11 protein-coding genes are annotated in these 14,215 nt (G+C 68.9%); 1 reads left to right on the forward strand and 10 read right to left on the reverse strand.

Going from position 1 to position 14,215, the window contains the following annotated elements:
* On the forward strand, positions 1-1,197 hold a 1,197-nt coding region (locus ACWCRJ_RS34560), incomplete at its 5' end, for a collagen-like protein (protein ID WP_450942980.1).
* 287 nt (positions 1,198-1,484) lie between these two features.
* Here ACWCRJ_RS34560 and ACWCRJ_RS34565 read toward each other — a convergent pair.
* From ACWCRJ_RS34565 to ACWCRJ_RS34610, 10 genes are all read right to left on the reverse strand, one after another.
* Positions 1,485-2,075 carry an SMI1/KNR4 family protein gene (locus ACWCRJ_RS34565; RefSeq protein WP_450942981.1) on the reverse strand — a complete coding sequence of 197 codons (591 nt, stop codon included), beginning with the start codon at positions 2,073-2,075 and terminating at the stop codon, positions 1,485-1,487.
* Between the two features lie 680 nt (positions 2,076-2,755).
* Positions 2,756-4,714 (reverse strand): TIGR03960 family B12-binding radical SAM protein, encoded by a 1,959-nt coding sequence (locus ACWCRJ_RS34570; protein ID WP_450942982.1) that lies wholly within the window; start codon positions 4,712-4,714, stop codon positions 2,756-2,758.
* Between the two features lie 114 nt (positions 4,715-4,828).
* A complete protein-coding gene (locus ACWCRJ_RS34575) occupies positions 4,829-6,370 on the reverse strand; it encodes a CYTH and CHAD domain-containing protein (RefSeq protein ID WP_450942983.1) in 1,542 nt (513 codons plus the stop codon).
* Positions 6,371-6,457: 87 nt separating this feature from the next.
* Positions 6,458-7,654, reverse strand: a complete 1,197-nt coding sequence (gene rodA / locus ACWCRJ_RS34580) for a rod shape-determining protein RodA (protein WP_037703073.1) — start codon at positions 7,652-7,654, stop codon at positions 6,458-6,460.
* Positions 7,651-9,993 carry a penicillin-binding protein 2 gene (mrdA, locus tag ACWCRJ_RS34585; RefSeq protein ID WP_450942984.1) on the reverse strand — a complete coding sequence of 781 codons (2,343 nt, stop codon included), beginning with the start codon at positions 9,991-9,993 and terminating at the stop codon, positions 7,651-7,653. The genes rodA and mrdA overlap by 4 nt, the downstream gene beginning before the upstream one ends.
* A 105-nt stretch (positions 9,994-10,098) precedes the next feature.
* On the reverse strand, positions 10,099-10,770 hold the full coding sequence (gene mreD / locus ACWCRJ_RS34590) for a rod shape-determining protein MreD (protein WP_046916656.1): 672 nt from the start codon (positions 10,768-10,770) through the stop codon (positions 10,099-10,101).
* 28 nt (positions 10,771-10,798) lie between these two features.
* Entirely contained in the window at positions 10,799-11,752 is a 954-nt protein-coding gene (gene mreC / locus ACWCRJ_RS34595) for a rod shape-determining protein MreC (protein WP_450942985.1), read from the reverse strand.
* Between the two features lie 174 nt (positions 11,753-11,926).
* Complete coding sequence (locus tag ACWCRJ_RS34600; RefSeq protein ID WP_005479350.1) at positions 11,927-12,946, reverse strand: rod shape-determining protein; 1,020 nt, start codon at positions 12,944-12,946, stop codon at positions 11,927-11,929.
* Between the two features lie 370 nt (positions 12,947-13,316).
* A complete protein-coding gene (gene ndk / locus ACWCRJ_RS34605; RefSeq protein ID WP_005479351.1) occupies positions 13,317-13,730 on the reverse strand; it encodes a nucleoside-diphosphate kinase in 414 nt (137 codons plus the stop codon).
* A 118-nt stretch (positions 13,731-13,848) separates the two neighbouring features.
* A complete protein-coding gene (locus ACWCRJ_RS34610; protein WP_450942986.1) occupies positions 13,849-14,208 on the reverse strand; it encodes a DUF4233 domain-containing protein in 360 nt (119 codons plus the stop codon).
* Positions 14,209-14,215: the final 7 nt, after the last annotated feature.

Consider the following 14,215-nt stretch of genomic DNA (forward strand, 5'->3'; position numbering starts at 1 on the left):
GGCATCGCGGGTCCGACCGGACCGACAGGCGCGGACGGCATCGCGGGCCCGACCGGCCCCACCGGCGCAACCGGCATCGCGGGTCCGACCGGACCGACAGGCGCGGACGGCATCGCGGGCCCGACCGGGCCCACCGGCGCAACCGGCATCGCGGGTCCGACCGGACCTACGGGCGCGGACGGCATCGCGGGCCCGACCGGACCGACAGGCGCGGACGGCATCGCGGGCCCGACCGGACCCACCGGGCCCGCGGGAGTGAACGGTGTCACCGGAGCCACGGGCGCGACCGGCGCCACCGGCTCGACCGGCGCCACGGGACCCGCCGGCTCCTGCTCCGACATCGACGCGGTGCAGGACTCGAAGAAGCTCGAATTCCGGGTCGTACTGGCCGAGGGACGGGTCTTCGCGGGCATCCGCGACCTGACGGGCGCGACCGCCCACCCCTTCCTGTGGACCGACCTCACCACCCACCCCAACTTCCCCTCGGGCGGCAGTGATTCACAGGGCCGCCCGGTCGGCTACGCCTGCGGCGTCTCCGTCAACACCCACTCCTACACCGGCCACGGGAAGAAGGAGACGGGCAAGGACCACGGCACCGGTACCGGGCAGGACCACGGCCAGAGCACGGGGCACAGCCAGAGCACCGGGCACAGCCAGAGCACGGGGCAGGGCCAGGACCACGCCCAGAACACGGGCCAGCACCAGAGCCAGGACCAGGCACAGGGCCAGCACCAGAGCCAAGGGCAGGGCCAGGGCCAGGCACAGGGCCAGGGCCAGAGCCAGTGGCAGGGCCAGGGCCAGGGCTACGCCGCGAACACGAGCCAGGGTCAGGGTCACACCCAGGGCACCGGCACGGACACCGGCAAGGACCACTCCCAGGGCACCGGCCAGGAACACGGCACGAACACGGGCAAGGACCACGGCGCCGGCGGCGGGCAGGACCACGGCGAGGACAAGGGTCAGAACAAGGGCGACCACACGAACGCCGACAAGGGCCTCGTGAAGTTCAACCTCGTCACCACCGTGGGCCAGATCTGGGAGACCACCTGCGTGCCGGTCGACACGGCGCCGCACGCCACCCTGAACTGCGACGACGCCCAGGGCAACCCGCGCCCCTGGTACAGGGTCGAACTCCAGCCCTCGGACAGCATCATCAACGGCGGCTCCACCGTCACACCCCGCGTGACCGGCCGGTAAGCAGCACACGAACAGGGGTGCCCGGAGATCGGCCGACCCGACCCTCCGGACACCCCTCACGACCCAGCTCCCTCACGCCATGACCGTCGCACGCTCATGACCGTGAGGTTCAGTGGCTGTGCTGCCCACTCCCCACCGGCTGCTTGACCGACAGCGGCAGCAACTTCTTCCCCGTCGGGCCGATCTGGATGGAGGTGTCCATCTGCGGGCACACCCCGGGATACCACTCCGAGCGCAGCCACCGTTGCAGGCTGAAGCCTTCAAGAGCAGGACGACAGATGGTCGTTCTACTCGGGACGCCACCAACCGCTTGCAGCGTGCCAGTCCTTCACCCAGTTCGCGAAGCCGTGTTCCGGCTGCCCAGTGAGAGAACCGGTGTAAGGCGTAGCGCAGCCGTCACAGAGCCACCACACGCGCCCACGCTGCGGCCCGGCCACCACCAACGTCCAGTACTCACCTACTCCATCGGCCCCCAGCAGCACTGAACCGTCCTGGTACGTCCGGTGCAGCAGGGACGAGTGGAGCACGTGATCGTAGTAGTCGTACTCCCACTGCCATTCCTCCTCCAGGGGGAAGGGCCGGCCGGGCACGCGTTCGGCAGTACCGTCGAACGGCTCCGGGCTCATCCAGCAGTCCGCCTCCCAGGACACCCAGCTGATCGGCTTCTGCCCCAGGGGCAACAAACCACCCCCATCAGGCGGACCTTCGTTCGTCCCGTTCGCGACCTCGGCCACAAAGGTGCGATACGGCTCAGGCAACACCACGCCGTGCCTGCTCTCCCAGGCCCCGAGCGCTTCCCAGCCCAGAGGACGGCGACGGCACTCCGCCGGAAAGGCTTCACGCAGCAGGGCCATCACACCCGAGATCGCGTCATCCATGCGCCAACAGTTACCACCGGGCACCGACACTCTGAAGCCATCAGATCCACTCCACCCCGGAGTAAAGCTGCAGGCAGTCTCCAGGAGGCGGCAACGGCGAATACACCAGGACAAGGGCGCGGACCCTGCACTCAAGGCGAGATGTAGTCCCCCCAGCCAAACGTCGCCACGTACGCGCGCCGCACGGCGTTCCGACCACGCCAATCGCTCAGATGCACAGCCAACAACGCCACGGAGTACCAGGCACCGAAACAGCCCACGACCGCGCATGCCCGTCCGAGGCTTCCAAGGGTGGCGACGACCACCACCGCAATGGCGGTCGCCACCAAGCCGATGTGGGCGCCCCGCACATCCACACTCATGGCGCGACGCACCGGCCGGCGGTCCGCAGGTGCATCCCGTGCGGGCCGATGCTCCGCAGCCGCACCATCACCGTCGAAGTCAGGACCGCCCGCCACGGGCGCCTCCGAAGCCCTCATTCACCGGCACCGCCTCAGACCCACTCCACCTCGGACCGGACCCGCGCAGAGCCTCCAAGAGGCGGCAACGGCGTCCTGGGGACATCCCGTGAGGCTTGCTGCCGCCCACCGGGAGCGCCCAGCCCGCGAAGTACGACAGCAGCCTCCTCCTCCGTCACGTCCGCCAGCGCATCCGCGATCCGCCGCAGCGCCTCACTCACCTCAGTGCCCGTGCCCGTGTCCGCTGGTCGCAGCGTCCTTCTTCACCGTCAGCGGCAGCAGCTTCTTGCCGCTCTCGCTCAGTTGTGGCCATGTGTCGAACTGCGGACACACCCCACAGTCGAAGCACGGAGTCCAGCGGCAGTCCTCGACCTCGGTCTCGTCGAGGGAGTCCTGCCAGTCCTCCCAGAGCCAGTCCTTGTCAAGGCCGGAGTCCAGGTGGTCCCAGGGGAGGACCTCCTCGTAGGTGCGCTCGCGGGTGGTGTACCAGTCGACGTCGACGCCGAAGGCCGGGAGGGTCTTGTCGGCGCAGGCCATCCAGCGGTCGTAGGAGAAGTGCTCGCGCCAGCCGTCGAAGCGGCCACCGTCCTCGTAGACGGCGCGGATGACGGCGCCGATGCGGCGGTCGCCGCGGGACAGCAGGCCCTCGACGATGCCAGGCTTGCCGTCGTGGTAGCGGAAGCCGATGGAGCGGCCGTACTTCTTGTCGCCGCGGATCTTGTCGCGGAGCTTTTCGAGACGGGCGTCCGTCTCCTCCGCGGAGAGCTGCGGAGCCCACTGGAACGGCGTGTGGGGCTTCGGGACGAATCCGCCGATCGACACGGTGCAGCGGATGTCGTTCTGGCCGGAGACCTTGCGGCCCTCGGCGATCACCTTCATCGCCATGTCGGCGATCTGGAGGACGTCCTCGTCCGTCTCCGTCGGCAGCCCGCACATGAAGTACAGCTTCACCTGGCGCCAGCCGTTGCCGTACGCGGTGGAGACGGTCCGGATCAGGTCCTCCTCCGAGACCATCTTGTTGATGACCTTGCGCATGCGCTCGGAGCCGCCCTCGGGCGCGAAGGTGAGGCCGGAGCGACGGCCGTTGCGCGTCAGTTCGTTCGCCAGGTCGACGTTGAAGGCGTCCACGCGGGTCGAGGGGAGGGACAGACCGATCTTGTCCTCCTCGTACCGGTCCGCGAGGCCCTTGGCGATGTCGCCGATCTCGCTGTGGTCGGCGGAGGAGAGGGAGAGGAGGCCGACCTCCTCGAAGCCCGTCGCCTTGAGGCCCTTCTCGACCATCTCGCCGATGCCCGTGATGGAACGCTCACGGACCGGGCGGGTGATCATGCCCGCCTGGCAGAAGCGGCAGCCACGCGTGCAGCCGCGGAAGATCTCCACCGACATCCGCTCGTGGACCGTCTCGGCGAGCGGGACCAGGGGCTGCTTGGGGTAGGGCCACTCGTCCAGGTCCATGACGGTGTGCTTGGACACCCGCCACGGGACACCGGACTTGTTCGGTACGACGCGGCCGATGCGGCCGTCGGGGAGGTACTCCACGTCGTAGAACGCCGGGATGTACACCGATCCCGTCTTCGCGAGGCGGAAGAGGACCTCCTCGCGGCCGCCGGGCCGGCCCTCCGCCTTCCAGGCGCGGATGATCTCGGTCATGTCGAGCACGGCCTGCTCGCCGTCGCCGATGATCGCCGCGTCGATGAAGTCGGCGATCGGCTCGGGGTTGAAGGCCGCGTGGCCGCCGGCCAGCACGATCGGGTCGTCGAGCGTGCGGTCCCTGGACTCCAGGGGGATCCCGGCCAGATCCAGCGCGGTCAGCATGTTGGTGTAGCCCAGCTCCGTGGAGAAGGACAGACCGAACACGTCGAAGGCCTTCACCGGGCGGTGGCTGTCGACGGTGAACTGCGGGACGCCGTGCTCCCGCATCAGCGCTTCCAGGTCCGGCCAGACGCTGTACGTGCGCTCGGCGAGGACGCCCTCGCGCTCGTTCAGTACCTCGTAGAGGATCATGACGCCCTGGTTGGGCAGACCGACCTCGTACGCGTCCGGGTACATGAGCGCCCAGCGGACGTCGCTGGACTCCCAGGGCTTGACGGTGGAGTTGAGCTCACCGCCCACGTACTGGATCGGCTTCTGCACATGCGGCAGCAGGGCCTCGAGCTGTGGGAAGACCGACTCGACAGACATCGCGGGGGTTACCTTCGTGAGCGGACGGGGGGTGACCATCTAGCGTAACGCCCCGGGAGACACCCCTCGCACGTCCGCTCACCAGTGACCGGCGGACGGCCGGACCGTCCGACCTCAGAAGGGCATGTCCGCGCTGACCTTCGCCCACGTCTCCGGCAGCGCTTCCTCCGCCAGCTCCGCCCGCCGTTCCTCCCTGCCGTACAGCAGTCCGTACGTGAAGGCGCTCTCTCCCGGTGCCGCGTGGGCCTGGTGGGCGAGGTCGCGCAGGGCCTCGCGGGCCATCACGCTGTCCTGGTGGTCGCCGAGGAGGGTCTGCAGGGACTTCATGTCCTTGACGAGTGCCTTGGCCGGCCTGCCCAGCAGGGGGTGTGCCGCTTCGGCCGCGTACCGGGTGCGCTTGGTCTTCTTGCGGGCCTCGTGCATGGCGAGGTCGCGGTCTGTGCCGGACGGCTGCGCCAGGGCCTCCTCCACCAGGGCCGCCACCTTGGCGAAGTCCTTCCTGACCGCCTTGGTGATCACCTTCTCGGGGTCGCCCTCGGCGGCCGCGAGCAGCGGCGGGTCCGCGATCACGGCGTCGAGGGAGGTCAGCAGGGCCAGATACCGCTCTCCGTCCAGTACCTCGATCAGTTCGCGCCGGGGGCCGGTACCGCCGTCCTTTCGCGACCAGGCGCGCAGCCGTGCGTGGACCGGGCCCGTCACCAGGCTCTCGGGGAGGCTGTCCAGCGCCTCGGTGAGCCGTTCCGTCAGAACCTCCTGGTCGCGGTCGACACCCAGCTCCCCCGCGAGCCACTTCAGTTCCTCGCCGATCGGGTCCGTGACGGCCCGGTCCAGCACCTTCCCGAACGACTTAAAGGTGCTGCGCAGTCGGCGCGTGGCGACCCGCATGCTGTGGACGGAGTCGAAGACGTCCCGGCGGACGGCGGGATCGAGCTCGACGATCGCGTCACGCTGGGCGCGAACGTAGGCGAGAACATGATCCCCGGGGGTGACGGGCTCGCCCGGAGCCGCCGTCCCAGCCTTCTTCCGGTCCTTCTTCCGGTCCTTCTTTCCGCCCTTCTTCGGTGCCGTCTCCTGCAGGGCCCTGGCCAGTTTCGACGGCGATTCCGACGGCCGTACGCCCGCCTTGCGCAGCTTCTTGTCGACCTTGTCGAGGAAGGCGGGGTCACCGTCGTCGGCGAGTTCCACCTCGATCTCGGACCACTGGGCGGTCCGGCCGTCCTCGGTGAGCCGCTCGGCGACCACGGCGTCGACGCTGACCTCGGCGAGGAGGGTGCCGTTCGCGTCGAGGAGTTCACTGACGTCGCGGGTGGAGAGGAGACGGACCAGCGGGACCAGTTCGGCTCCCCTGACCCGGGAGCGCACGAGTCCCTTGAGTTCGTGCGGCAGCGTGTCGGACAGCGGGGCCCGGATCTCGTCCCGTACACCCGCCGAGACGGGGAGCTTCAGATGCCAGCCGGCGTCGCCGCCTCCCGTGCGGCGGCGCAGGGTGATGGAGGCGGCGGCCAGGCGTGCGTCGGGGGTGTCGTAGTAGACGGCGTCCAGCTCCGCCACACCCTTGTCCATGACGGTCGCGACCCCGGCCACGCCGGTGAGATCGGGCAGGCCGCTCTCGTCGGACTCGTACTTCCGCTCGATCTCACGCTTGGTGTCCGCCATGAAATGAATCTAGTCCCACTTCAGGCAAAGGGGCAGACCACCATGCTCCGACAGGAGAGCGGAAGCCTGCCCCGGGGCGGCGCAGCCCTAGGCGGACATCGGCCGCTCCACCCGGATGGACTGCAGCAGTCCCACCGCCACCCACACAGCGAACATCGACGATCCGCCGTACGAAACGAAGGGCAGGGGCAGTCCCGCCACCGGCATGATGCCGAGGGTCATTCCGATGTTCTCGAAGGCCTGGAAGGCGAACCAGGCGATGATGCCGCCCGCGACGATCGTGCCGTACAGCTCGGTGGTCTCGCGGGCGATGCGGCAGGCGCGCCACAGGACGACACCGAGCAGCAGGATGATCAGTCCGGCGCCCACGAACCCCAGCTCCTCCCCCGCCACCGTGAAGACGAAGTCGGTCTGCTGCTCGGGCACGAACTGTCCGGTGGTCTGCGAGCCCTTGAACAGCCCGGTGCCGAGGAGTCCGCCGGAGCCGATGGCGATGCGGGCCTGGTTGGTGTTGTAGCCGACGCCTGCCGGGTCGAGTTCAGGGTTGGCGAAGGCGGCGAAGCGGTTGATCTGGTACTCGTCGAGCACGCCGAGCTGCCAGACGGCGATCGCGCCCATCGCGCCCGTGCCGATGAGGCCGAGGACCCACCGGTTGGACGCGCCGGAGGTGAGCAGGACCCCCAGCACGATGACCACCATGACCATGACCGAGCCGAGGTCGGGCATGAGCAGGACGATCAGTATCGGCACGGCGGCGAGGCCGAGGGCCTGCACGACCGTGCGGTGGTCGGGGTGGGCCTTGTCGCCCGCGTCCACCCGGGCCGCCAGCAGCATCGCCATGCCCAGGATGATCGTGATCTTCACGAACTCGGAGGGCTGGAGCGAGAAGCCGCCGCCGATGACGATCCACGCGTGGGCGCCGTTGATCGTCGCGCCCAGCGGGGTCAGCACCAGCAGGATCAGCAGGACCGAGATGCCGTACAGGATCGGTACGGCCGTGCGCAGGGTGCGGTGTCCGAGCCAGACCGTGCCGATCATCAGGGCGAAGCCGATGCCGGTGTTGAGCAGGTGCCGGAAGAGGAAGTAGTACGGGTCGCCCTGGTTGAGTTCCGTGCGGTTACGGGTCGCCGAGTAGACGAGGGCGGCGCCGATCAGGGAGAGCGCGATGGCCGAGAACAGTATCGGCCAGTCGAGTCGGCGGGCGAGCGAGTCACGGGCGAACAGCCGGGTCCAGCCGGAGCGTTCGGGCCCGTACCCGGAGACGGAGAAACTGTTGCCGGTCATACGGACGTCCTCCGCCCCGTGCCGCTCCGGCGGCGGTCTGTGCCGCTGTCGCGGGGATCTGTGCCGCTGCCCTTCCGCCGTCGGCCGCGGTCCGTGCGCCGGCGTGCGGCGCGGTTGCCGCCGCCGCGCGTGCCGACGATCGCCGGCGGGCCGTCGAAGGACACCGGCTGGGCGAGCGGGCCGGCGGCGACGGTCTGGGTGCCGTCCTCCGCGGCGTCCTTCTCGGTCTTCTTCGGCGGGTAGGTGCCGAGCTTCGGGCTGTCGATCGAGCCGTCGGGCTCGATCTTCGGCAGGCCCTTCTGCGGGGTGGGCAGCAGCGCCTTCCTCTTGTCGATCTTGCCGTCCTCGGAGACGCCGTACAGCGCGTTGTACAGCTTGCGCACGGCGGGGGCCGAGGCGCCGGAGCCCGTACCACCCTGGGAGATCGTCATGACGATCGAGTAGTCCTTGGTGTAGGTGGCGAACCAGGACGTCGTCTGCTTGCCGTAGACCTCGGCCGTACCGGTCTTGGCGTGCATGGGGATCTTGTCCTGCGGCCAGCCCTGGAAGCGCCAGGCGGCCGTACCGCGGGTCGCGACCCCTTCGAGGGCTTCGTCTATCTCGTCGTGGGTCTTCTTCGTCATCGGCAGCTTGCCGTGCGACTTGGGGGCGATCTCCTGCACGCGCTTGCCGTCGGCGCTGATGACGGCCTTGCCCACGGTGGGGTCGTAGAGGGTGCCGCCGTTGGCGATGGCCGCGTAGATGGTGGCCATCTGGATCGGGGTGACGAGGGTGTCGCCCTGGCCGATGGAGTAGTTGACGGAGTCACCGGCGCGCATGCGGTTGCCTTCGAGGCAGTTCTCGTACGCGATCTGCTCGGCGTACGTGCCGCCCTTCTTGCCGTACTTGCACCAGGCGTCCTTGTTGGCCTTCCAATAGTCCAGCTTCCACTTGCGGTCCGGGATGCGGCCGGTGACCTCGTTGGGCAGGTCGATGCCGGTCTCGGCGCCGAGGCCGAACTGGTGGGCGGTCTTGTAGAACCAGTTGTTGGCGCCCTTCTTGGGCTTGATGCCTCCGTCGCGCTTCCACTCCTCGTGGGCGAGGCGGTAGAAGACGGTGTCGCAGGACACCTCCAGGGCCTTGCCGAGGCTGATTCCGCCGTGGCTCTGGGACTCGAAGTTCTTGAAGACCTGGCCGCCGATCGAGTACGAACTGGAGCATTCGTAGGGGCCGTTGAAGGAGTAGCCGGCGTTCACCGCGGCGGCGGTCGGGACCACCTTGAAGATGGAGCCGGGGGCCGACTGGCCCTGGATCGCGCGGTTCAGCAGCGGGTAGTTGGACTTCTTGCCGGTGAGTCTGGCGTAGTCCTTGGCGGAGATGCCGCCGACCCAGGCGTTCGGGTCGTAGTCCGGGTTGGAGGCCATGGCGACGACGCGGCCGGTCTTGGCCTCCATCACGACGACGGCGCCGGAGTCGGCCTTGTAGTTCGTGCCCGTGTTGCGGTCGTTCTGCTTGCGGGCCTCCTTCATCGCCTCGTTGAGTTCGTACTCGGCGATGCGCTGCACGCGGGCGTCGACGCTGGTGACCAGGTTGGCACCGGGCTGGGCGGGGTCGGCCTCGGCCTCACCGATGACGCGGCCGAGGTTGTCGACCTCGTAGCGGGTGACGCCGGCCTTGCCGCGCAGCTCTTTGTCGTACTGGCGCTCCAGGCCGGAGCGGCCGACCTGGTCGGAGCGCAGATACGGCGAGTCGGTGTCCTGGGCCTTGGTGATCTCCTCGTCGGTGACCGGCGAGAGGTAGCCGAGGACCTGCGAGGTCTTGGAGCCGCCGGGGCTGGCGTACCGGCGGACGGCCTGGGGCTCGGCGGTGATGCCGGGGAAGTCCTCGGAGCGCTCGCGGATCTGCAGGGCCTGCTTGGCGGTGGCCTCGTCGGTGATGGGGATGGGCTGGTAGGGCGAGCCGTTCCAGCAGGGCTGGGGGGTCTCGGAGTCGCAGAGGCGGACCTTGTCCATGACGTCCTGGGGCTTCATGTCCAGGACACCGGCGAGCTTGGTGAGGACGGCCTTGCCGTCGTCGTCCATCTTCAGCAGGTCGGTGCGGGAGGCGGAGACGACCAGCCGGGTCTCGTTGTCGGCGATGGGCACTCCGCGGGCGTCCAGGATCGAGCCGCGCACGGCGGGCTGGACGACCTGCTGGACGTGGTTGCCGGAGGCCTCCTTGGCGTAGGCGTCGCCTTCACGGATCTGGAGGTACCAGAGGCGGCCGCCGAGGGTGCCGAGGAGCGAGAAGACGAGGATCTGGATGATGACGAGCCGGATCTGGACCCGTGGGGTCCGCCCGGTCTCCGGGATGTTGGTCACTGCCTGTCTCCCCCTCTCAGTACGTGTGCGGGCCGTGCGCGGATTGCCGGTACATGGGGTACACCGCTCGGCCGTGATCGGTTCCCGATTCCCATAGCCCCGCCCTCACAGCCGCTTGACCCCCTTGATGCGTCCCGCCCTGGCCGCCCGTGAGCGTGCGGCCTTCATCCGCAGTCCTCCGCGCTGGCTGCCGATACGCAGTCCGGTACCGGAGGAGAGCCAGCCGGACGCGACGTCGGAGGTCTTGGCGGCGCCACCCGTCTCGGCGAGCGGGTTGTTGTCGGCGCGGCGGGCGAGCGCCATGACGCCGGGGACGACGAAGGGCGCGAGCAGCAGGTCGTAGAGCGCGGCGGTGAACAGCAGGCTGGACAGGCCGACATGGCGGGCCGCGTCGTCGCCGACGAGGGCGCCGACTCCGGCGTACAGCAGGGTCGCGCCGAGCGCGGCGACGACGACCACGGCCATGGGCCCGGTCGCCGACTTCAGCCGGCCCGTCTCGGGCTTCGCCAGGCCGGCGAGGTAGCCGATGACGCACAGGACGAGGGCGTACCGCCCGGCCGCGTGGTCGGCGGGTGGCGCGAGGTCGGACAGCAGCCCGGCGCCGAAGCCGATGAGGGCGCCGCCGACGTGGCCGTAGACCAGGGCGAGGCCGAGCACGGTGAGGAGCACCAGGTCCGGTACGGCGCCCGGGAGATGGAGTCTGGCGAGGACGCTCACCTGGATCACCAGGGCGACGATCACCAGGGTGGTGGAGAGCAGCATCCGGTTGAAGCGCATCAGGGGGTCAGCTCCTACTGTCCTACGTCTACTGCTCTTGCGGCTGTCCGTCGGCGCCTTCGGCGAGTTCGTCCGCGCCCGGGGTGACCGTCACCGTCACGGTCGGGGTGGGCGTGGTCTTCGGCCTGTTCGGCAAGACGGTGTCGCGCGGGTCCTTGCGGGGCGGCTGGACGACGACGCCGACGATGTCGAGCCGGGTGAAGGAGACGAACGGCTTGACGTAGATCGTGCGGGTGAGGTCACCGCCGGAGGGGTCGACGCGGGAGACGAGGCCGACCGGGACGCCCGGCACGAACGGCTTGTCGGCCTGGGAGCCGAAGGTGACGAGGCGGTCGCCCGCCTTCACCTTGGCCTTGCCGTTGAGCAGTTCGACGCGCAGCGGGCGGTCGCCCTGACCGGAGGCGAAACCGAGTTCGTCGGTGGACTCCATACGGGTGCCGACGGTGAAGTCGGGGTCGTTGGCGAGGAGCACGGTGGCGGTGTTCGGTCCGACGGTGGTGACGCGGCCGACGAGCCCGTCGCCGTTGAGGACGGTCATGTCACGGGTGATGCCGTCGTCGCTGCCGATGTCGATGGTGACGGTCCAGGAGAAGCCCTGGGCCGCTCCTATGGCGATGACCTCGGCGCCCTTGATGCCGTACCGGCCGTTCGCCGCGGTCCTGAGGATCTTGTCGAGCTGCTTGCTCCGGCTGCGGTTGCGGTCGTCGCTGCCGAGGGACGCCTTCAGTTCGGCGTTCTCCTTCTCCAGCGCGGCGAGGCGGTCGTGGCGGGAGCCGGAGTCACGGACGGCGCTTATGGCGTTGCCGATGGGGTCGACGGCGGTCGACACACCGTCCTCGATCGGGCCGAAGACGGTGGCGGCTCCACGTCGGGCACCGTCGACCGGTGAGTCCTCCCCGCCGCGGATGTCGACCGTGATCAGCGCGAACGCGACGGCGATCAGCAGCACCAGGAGCAGCCGGCTCTCTCGTGTGTCCCTCACGTGCGGCGGCCGTGCCTTCCTCATAGGAATTCGACAGGAATGGGGGAATTCGGGTAGCCCCTGGGAATCCCGAGACGGGAACGACAGGGGCGCTTTGTGGGAGCTTATGCCTCGATATCAACGATCCGCCGCACGAGAAGAGAACGTCCCGTACGGCGGAATCGAAGTGTTACTTCATCTGCGGGGCTGGGCGTCGAGCACCTGCTGCAACGCCTCGAACTCCTCGACGCACTTGCCGGAGCCGAGCGCCACGCTGTCCAGCGGGTCCTCGGCGATGTGGATCGGCATTCCGGTCTCCCGGCGCAGCCGCTCGTCGAGACCGCGGAGCAGGGCGCCGCCACCGGTCAGGACGATGCCGCGGTCCATGATGTCGCCGGAGAGTTCCGGCGGGCACTTGTCGAGGGTCGTCTTGACGGCATCGACGATGGCGTTGACGGGTTCCTCGATCGCCTTCCGCACTTCCCCCGCGGAGATGACGACGGTCTTGGGCAGCCCGGACACCAGGTCCCGGCCGCGGATCTCGGTGTGCTCGTCAGCGTCGAGGTCGTACGCCGAACCGATCGTGATCTTGATCTGTTCGGCCGTCCGCTCACCCAGAAGGAGTGAGTACTCCTTCTTGATGTGCTGGATGATCGCGTTGTCCAACTCGTCGCCCGCGACGCGGATGGACTGGGCGGTGACGATGCCGCCGAGGGAGATGACCGCGACCTCCGTGGTGCCGCCGCCGATGTCCACCACCATGTTGCCCGTGGCCTCGTGGACCGGCAGGCCGGAGCCGATGGCCGCGGCCATGGGCTCCTCGATGATGTGCACCTGACGGGCGCCCGCCTGGGAGGACGCCTCGATGACGGCGCGGCGCTCGACACCGGTGATGCCGGACGGCACGCAGACGACGACCCGGGGACGGGCGAGATACCGCCGCTTGTGGATCTTCAGGATGAAGTAGCGGAGCATCCGCTCGGTGATCTCGAAGTCGGCGATGACACCGTCCTTCAGCGGACGTACGGCAACGATGTTGCCGGGCGTCCGCCCGATCATCTTCTTGGCCTCCGCGCCGACCGCGAGAATTCCACCGGTGTTGGTGTTGATCGCGACGACGGACGGCTCGTTCAGTACGATCCCGCGACCCCTGACGTACACCAGCGTGTTGGCGGTCCCGAGGTCGACAGCCATGTCACGGCCGATGAACGACATTGAGTTCCCCATCAGGATTCGTGTGGCCTTCCCAAGTGGAGCGCTGACGGCTTTTGAGAGCTTTTCAGGCTTTTCGGGTCGGCGAAGTGGGTGCTGTGACGTGAAGGCTTACATCGTAGTCTCGCCCGCACGAACACTGCGCGAGGGTCTTCGCCATTGTGGGCATGCGATGCGTCGCCTCGCCTCTGGAGACGATCCATCGGGGGTGCGCGTTCCCCCGATCGCCGCGCATATGCCGTTGTACGGCCGGATTTCGCGCGGGATGGCTGGTCAGCCGGTGTAGGCCGGTCGGGTGGTGGCCGAGTGTCGCGAGAAGAGTAAGGGCGGCGGGGACGGGACGGATCACCGGCCCCCGCCGTCGCGCATGTCGCTACGCGCGCCCGGGGAAGAAGATCTTCACCTCGCGCTCCGCGGACTCCTCCGAGTCCGACGCGTGGATCAGGTTCTCCCGCACGATCACGCCGTAGTCGCCCCGGATGGAACCGGGCTGCGCGGCGATCGGGTCGGTCGGGCCGGCCAGCGCCCGCACCCCTTCGATGACGCGCTCACCCTCGACGATCAGCGCGACGACCGGTCCGGAGGCCATGAACGCGACGAGCGGCTCGTAGAACGGCTTGCCCTTGTGCTCGCCGTAGTGCTGCTCCAGCGTGTCCTGGTCCAGGGTCCGCTGCTCCAGCGCGGTGATCTGCCAGCCGGCCTTCCGCTCGATACGGCTGATGATCTCGCCGGTCAGGCCACGCCGGACGGCGTCGGGCTTGAGCAGGACGAGGGTGCGCTGGCTCACGGTGGTGACTCCTTCAATTCACACGGGTGCGGAGCTCAGAGGCTACAGGGCGCCTCCGCCCCGGTGTTACGCAGCGTCAGGAGGGCCGGGCCTGGGCATCGGCCCGGCTCGACCCGGCTCAGGAGCCTCCGGCGCCGGCCCCGGTGGCCGCCTGGGCCGCGAACCGGGCCTTCGCCTCGTCGACCTTCCGCCCGTAATGGACCGACGCCCACCACAGGGCGGCGAAGACCGCGCCCATGAAGAACATGGTCGGGACGAAGAAACCGGAGAGGATCAGCGCGATCTGCAGGGCCCAGCCGAGCTGGACTCCACCGGGCCGGGTGACGAGGCCGCACAGCAGGACGCACAGGAACATGGCGACGCCGCTGACCGTCCAGACCGTCGACATGGCCAGCTCGGGATCCTTCATGGCGACCAGACCCGCGAAGCCGATCACGAAGAACTCGCCGATCAGGGTCGAAGCACAGAGGGTACGCATCGTGGAA

The sequence above is a fragment of the Streptomyces sp. NPDC002324 genome (genome assembly GCF_053593335.1).